7 protein-coding genes are annotated in these 5544 nt (G+C 39.4%); all 7 read right to left on the bottom strand.

All coding sequences use genetic code 11. The features are described from left to right. The coding region (locus J7K40_02800) for a hypothetical protein (protein MCD6161324.1) at positions 1-190 on the bottom strand (190 nt) is incomplete at its 3' end. Between the two features lie 160 nt (positions 191-350). Next, positions 351-1502, bottom strand: coding sequence for a phage terminase large subunit (gene terL, locus J7K40_02805; GenBank protein MCD6161325.1), 1152 nt, complete (start codon positions 1500-1502; stop codon positions 351-353). A gap of 242 nt (positions 1503-1744) precedes the next feature. Continuing rightward, positions 1745-2092, bottom strand: a complete 348-nt coding sequence (locus J7K40_02810; GenBank protein MCD6161326.1) for a hypothetical protein — start codon at positions 2090-2092, stop codon at positions 1745-1747. A gap of 1 nt (position 2093) precedes the next feature. Next, complete coding sequence (locus J7K40_02815) at positions 2094-3107, bottom strand: radical SAM protein (protein MCD6161327.1); 1014 nt, start codon at positions 3105-3107, stop codon at positions 2094-2096. A gap of 426 nt (positions 3108-3533) precedes the next feature. Further along, positions 3534-4109, bottom strand: coding sequence for a hypothetical protein (locus tag J7K40_02820; GenBank protein MCD6161328.1), 576 nt, complete (start codon positions 4107-4109; stop codon positions 3534-3536). Between the two features lie 30 nt (positions 4110-4139). Continuing rightward, complete coding sequence (locus J7K40_02825; protein MCD6161329.1) at positions 4140-4547, bottom strand: zinc-ribbon domain-containing protein; 408 nt, start codon at positions 4545-4547, stop codon at positions 4140-4142. 71 nt (positions 4548-4618) lie between these two features. After that, positions 4619-4813, bottom strand: a complete 195-nt coding sequence (locus tag J7K40_02830; protein ID MCD6161330.1) for a hypothetical protein — start codon at positions 4811-4813, stop codon at positions 4619-4621. Positions 4814-5544: the final 731 nt, after the last annotated feature.

A 5544-nucleotide genomic window follows, 5' to 3' on the forward strand; every position in this document is an offset into this window, starting at 1 on the left:
TCGTTGGGTCTGTGCCGTCCACCCGATACCTGATCTGCGCTGTCTCGAGCGTCATCTCTGCCCTGATTGCGTCATCGTATGTTCCTGATGTCAGTCCGACCGCCGAATCTTCGACGTCTACCGATTCGTAGTCGAATACCTTCCATTGCACAGGAAACGCCGTAACTGCTTGATGTTCAATTTTTGCCATATTATCTCCTATTCATTTTTCTTTTCAATTTATTCAAAATTTTCGTATTGATCTGCACCTTTCTATTTTTAGTGAGATCATCCACCAGGATCGTAATTGTATCATGATCCCTTAATTGTCGCCTTGTGATCTTTTCAGATCGTTGATCTCTATCCACCATCTATAATCCCATTACCACTAAAGAGGATGTTCCAGTTTTAAACCCAAAAATCCCATAATACAAACTATCAATTTGATCATCATGCTCACCATCCGGGAACAATAGCAATTCATCTATCAAATCACCCATATCCCGCTTAAAGAAAATATTACCATTTTCAAACCAACCTGTAATCATATTTGCTCTTGATACTTTATCTTTCGTGGGTGTTACACCTTGAATCTTAAGTCCGCCCATCGATTTCAACTCGTCAACCATCGCCGCCTGATACGCAACCGACTCAATTATTGTCCTGTCGGGATTCCACTTTTCAACCATCCTAATGATCTCATCTTTCTGTCGCTGAAAAGTCCAATGTCCCTTAACAACATCCAACACATACAATTTCTTATCTTCTCCTTGCCCAACGCAGGTAATAACGGTATAATCCGCCGTATCTTTTTCCGAAATCGCCAGATCAACCCCTAAAAACTTTTTATTGATCTTAACTTTGATATTATCTCTTCTAACATGAACTCCGTCTTCGCTGTATATAATCTCATCGTAATATTTGATCCATTCCCACCGAAATATATTACCTTCCTTCAAAAGACTAATATCATTCTGATATTGTAGCCCAAATATAATAGATCCCAAATCTTCCTTAATAGACAACAATCCCTTTTTGATCATTTCGCCTTTCTCATTGGCAACATCCTCAATCGGCTGTAGCCACTCGCACAATGCCGTTCCGTCATCCTGGATTGCCGGAAGAAGATTAGTATCATATTTCAATTCATCGATCACCATCTGATACAAATCCGAAAAATGATACCTTGTCCCAACGAAATGAATAGATCCGTCCGTCATCAATGTCGGCAGAAGTGTCGTCTTAAACCAATTTTTCATCCTCTCCCGCTGAAGTTCGGACCTGCTATTATCAAAATTCACAAGATCATCACACCCAATCACATCAAAGTGTAGACCTGTAGCCGCACCTGACATCGCCCCGACCGCAGTAATCGTGCCCTCCGTATGAATCTGATCTCTACCGGAAAGTTCGATCACATGATCGGTCCATCGCTTCCCAACGACGTCGCCATAATATTCCCTTATCAAATCAGAATTCTCAAGTGTATTTTTAATCGTCCTCAAAAAATTCTGTGCGTGCATATCCGTGTCCGAACAGATGAGAATCCGAACGTCGGGATTGTTCACCGCCACCCATGTAAAATATCCTATGATCATCCTCGACTTCCCATGCCCTCGTGGCGCAAGATCAAGAGTAAATCTATTGTTCTGCACGTGATCCAAAATGTTAAGGTGCATGCCGTCCACCCGATACCCAAAAACTTCTCGGATGAAATATGGCGCAGAATACTTCAAAAGTTCCGATATTGGAATGTTATTGAGATTCATTTATGTTGTTTAATCCCATCGCCGTACAGGAATTTTTCAAAGTCACAATATGATTGGAAAAAATCACCCAAGTCATCTATACCATAATCTCCATCATCGTGATGACATTCTCGATCATCTTTGAACTTTAAAAAAATTATTGCAGTTGCCACCAGATTCTTCCAAATCTTTATTAATATTTCTTTTTGCTCACATAATTCTATATCGGTCTTGAGTTCGTTAATAGAGTCTTCAAGTCTTGAATATCTATCTATTCTTTTATATTCAGGTTTGTGTTTAATAAATTCAATATGTTCATATTCTTTTTTAAACCAGTCGATTAACTGTTCATCCTTAATAATCATATTAATCAACCCTCTTTTGCAATCGATTCACTGTATCAGTTTCAGATCTGATGAACCATTGTGCAATACAACCATTGTTATGGCCACAATCGCCCGTGCAGTATCGGCATGGTCCGCCTTTGCTCAAGATATCTCGCGACACTGTAAATCCGTATGATTTATTGACGATATATTCCAGTCTATTATCCTTAACGTTGTTACGATTCATAAAGCTCTCGATCCATTTCATACCTACGCAGGGAAACACAAAACCATCGGGGCGTATGGCTGCCTTTCCCATACCAGCCGTGCAGTGAGTACCACTAACCAACCCTAAATCATTATAGTGGGCACCAACATCGATTGTTATATCGGATTTATTTGTCAGTTCATTAAGAATTTCACGTAACTCCAGTACTTCCTCCGGGCGAAGATCCAATCTATCCTTATATTGTGCTCCGCGGCCTTGCGGCACGAATCTTAGGATATGGATGGATTCCAGTCCAATCTTCTTCACTAGTGAAACAATGGCGGGCAAATCTCTAAAATTCTCACGCAGAGGAACGAAATGAATATCAATAGTTAAATATGCTTTCTGTGCATTTTTGATTGATTCCATAAGATTTTCAAAGCTCTTTGACCTCCCAGTGATGTTATCATGAATTGGTGGGTTTGAGCCGTACAGGCTAAACACAATCTTTTTCACACCTGCGTTTTTTAATTTTAGAAAATAACTTTTTGAAACAGGCGATACCTGCTCAGATTCACCAAAAACATTTCCAGATGTATATATGAAAGTATCGATGTTCAACTTTGTTATGTATTCACAGATATCTAAAATATGGGGATATGTAAGAGGCTCTCCTCCGGATAAGGAGATTTCAGCTAACCCCATAGATTTCGCTTGATTTACGATATCTTCAAGTTCACTAAGGCTGAATTCATTCGGTAAAGGATCTCCTCCATTGGAAGAACATAAAACACATCTCATCGGACATCTTTTGGTTATTTCCAACGTCAGATCCTTCAAAATCATATATTACCCTCGCCTATCAAAAGTTCCGATATTGGAATGTTATTGAGATTCATTTATGTTGTTTAATCCGTTATTTTATGGAAAAACGTACTCTAATCCGTTTTTCCACTTATTTTCCTTCGTATAATTATACCATCCAACCCGAAAAGTCCTCTTAAACCTTTTTTAAATCGCTCGGAGATAAAAATCCTATCAATCGACCAGCAAGTTCCGATACTATTTTCGCTCTCTTACTATTGGTTTTTGCCAAATTTATAATTTTTCTCTGAATGTACTGCAAAATTCAACAGAATTCCGGCAAATTCACGTGTTAAATCGAGGGGTATTTTTGACCTAATAGAAAAATGATACAAATATATTGGTTGTAAATCTACCCCTATTTATTCCCCGAAATTTCACGTTTTATCCTCGAAATTCCCCGAAATTTCACGTTTTATCGGGCTGTATTTTCAAGTCACTACCACTTTTCTTCATCGCAATCACTCTACCAATCTCTGCGGCAAGTTCAGGATCCATTTCAACATTGTGTTTGATCTCACATCGCCCATCTTCCTGTACAATTTCGGAAGGTCTGCCAACGGCAAGATTTTCAATCTTACTGCCGACATCTGCCAGTCTCGCAACATCGAGCGGTCGCAGATCATTAACTTCGCCGGATTCCATAATCTTGGTGACCCCAGCTTGAGCCAATTCTTGCATATTTGCCCCAAGCACCTGTTGTCGGATTCTGGCATGAACGATTTCCTCCTCGAGTCGCACCCGCATAATCTTATCCATATACACATCGTATGCGTCAGCCCTCTTGCGCCATTGATATTTACCGGCAGTTGCATGGACGGTTTCTGGTCTCTTTGACTGCAATTCTGCAATCTTCGCTATAGATCTCGTCCTCCCTAAATCACGATAGCCACAGAAAAGCCGATAAGCACCTATCGGCTCCCCAATTTGGCGATCCCACGGAAATGCCATTTCCTCCCAGATTTTCTTTTTTTCGGCTTCCATTTCTTTTCTTGTTATATTTTATCCCTCCAATCAATCGTACCATTCTTCGATCTCTTCCGGGCTTCGGAACGACGGGATATATTCCGGACTGGAATCTTTGCATGTCCCGGTGTTGATCTCTTTTGCCCGATGATATGCGTTGTAGATGGCGTAAACCCAAACGATGAGAGCGGTAATGAATCCTATCCCGATCGCCATAAGGACTATGCTGATCAACTGTGCCGCGAAGAGTACAAGTCCTTTTATGATCTGCCCGTTGTAGATTTGCCCCGCACCGGGCACAAGGAAAGATAAGACCGCCGCCAGACCTTCGTTCTTTGTTTGCATCGTAACGCCAGTTGCTACTCCGCATTTAGGGCAGATTACCGCCCTCGCATCGATTTCACTGCCGCAATTTCGGCAATATTTATAGTTTGTCGTATTTGTCGTATTTGTCATGTTCTTTCTCCTTTTTGATTGTAGGATCATGGATCATTGAAATTTTCTTTCTCAATATATGTTTAAAAATTTTAAATGATGCCGATCCTCTTCATTTCTTTTTCGATCGCTTCGAGTTCATCGGTTTCAGAATCGAATCGGTGTGATCCAAGAGATCCTGTCCCAAGCGCCTGTTGGGGATTTCTGTTGCGATAGTATATACCGCCGGGATCATTCCCCATTCCGGCTTGCCATCGATGAACGTTTTTGCGATAATATTCTCGCATCTGTTCTATGTGACGTTCTTTGGCACAATAAGTACAATATTTGCGTTGCCGCCCGGTGAGAACGTCACCGCAGATAATGCACCGTTTTTCTAATGTTATTTGATTTGTCATGTGATCCTCTGATTTAGCCCGAAAATCGAGCTTTTATTCATGCTATCACCTAATAACATATTAGTGGGGATATGTTATAAAGGTTTTGGTGGGTTTTAAAACTTTTAAAGTTTTAAACCTTATCAACTATAAAAATTCATGGAAAATAAACTCCGTATATTCCGTATATTCTTTTATTACAATTTGAATGAATTTTAAAACCCAAAAATAAACTCCGTATATTCCGTATATTCACCAAATTTCATATCCTTAACTTTGCCACATGACTTTAGAAAAAGAAAACCACTAACGGTCGGATGTGGTTAATTCGCAATTAAAGTCGAAAATCAATAACAAGAGCCTTAATTCCGGGGGTGACTTTAGCTTTTTAGAGGATGTATAAGTGTGTGTGTGTGTGTGTGTGTGTGTACATTCTAGCTAAAAAGCTAAAGTCATGTCAGAAAACCTTAGATTTTTGTTTATTATACTAGTATATTATATATATAATATACTAGTATATAGGCCTATTGTTACTGATTTTTCGATTCCACCTCATTAATATAAAAATATTTTTATAAGAAATCCAAAAATGACATGACTTTAATCCCGAATTAATGTAAAGTCACTACATAGTGTTTTTA

It is taken from the genome of Candidatus Zixiibacteriota bacterium, from assembly GCA_021159005.1.
In the GTDB taxonomy this organism is placed as follows: Bacteria; Zixibacteria; MSB-5A5; order UBA10806; family 4484-95; genus JAGGSN01.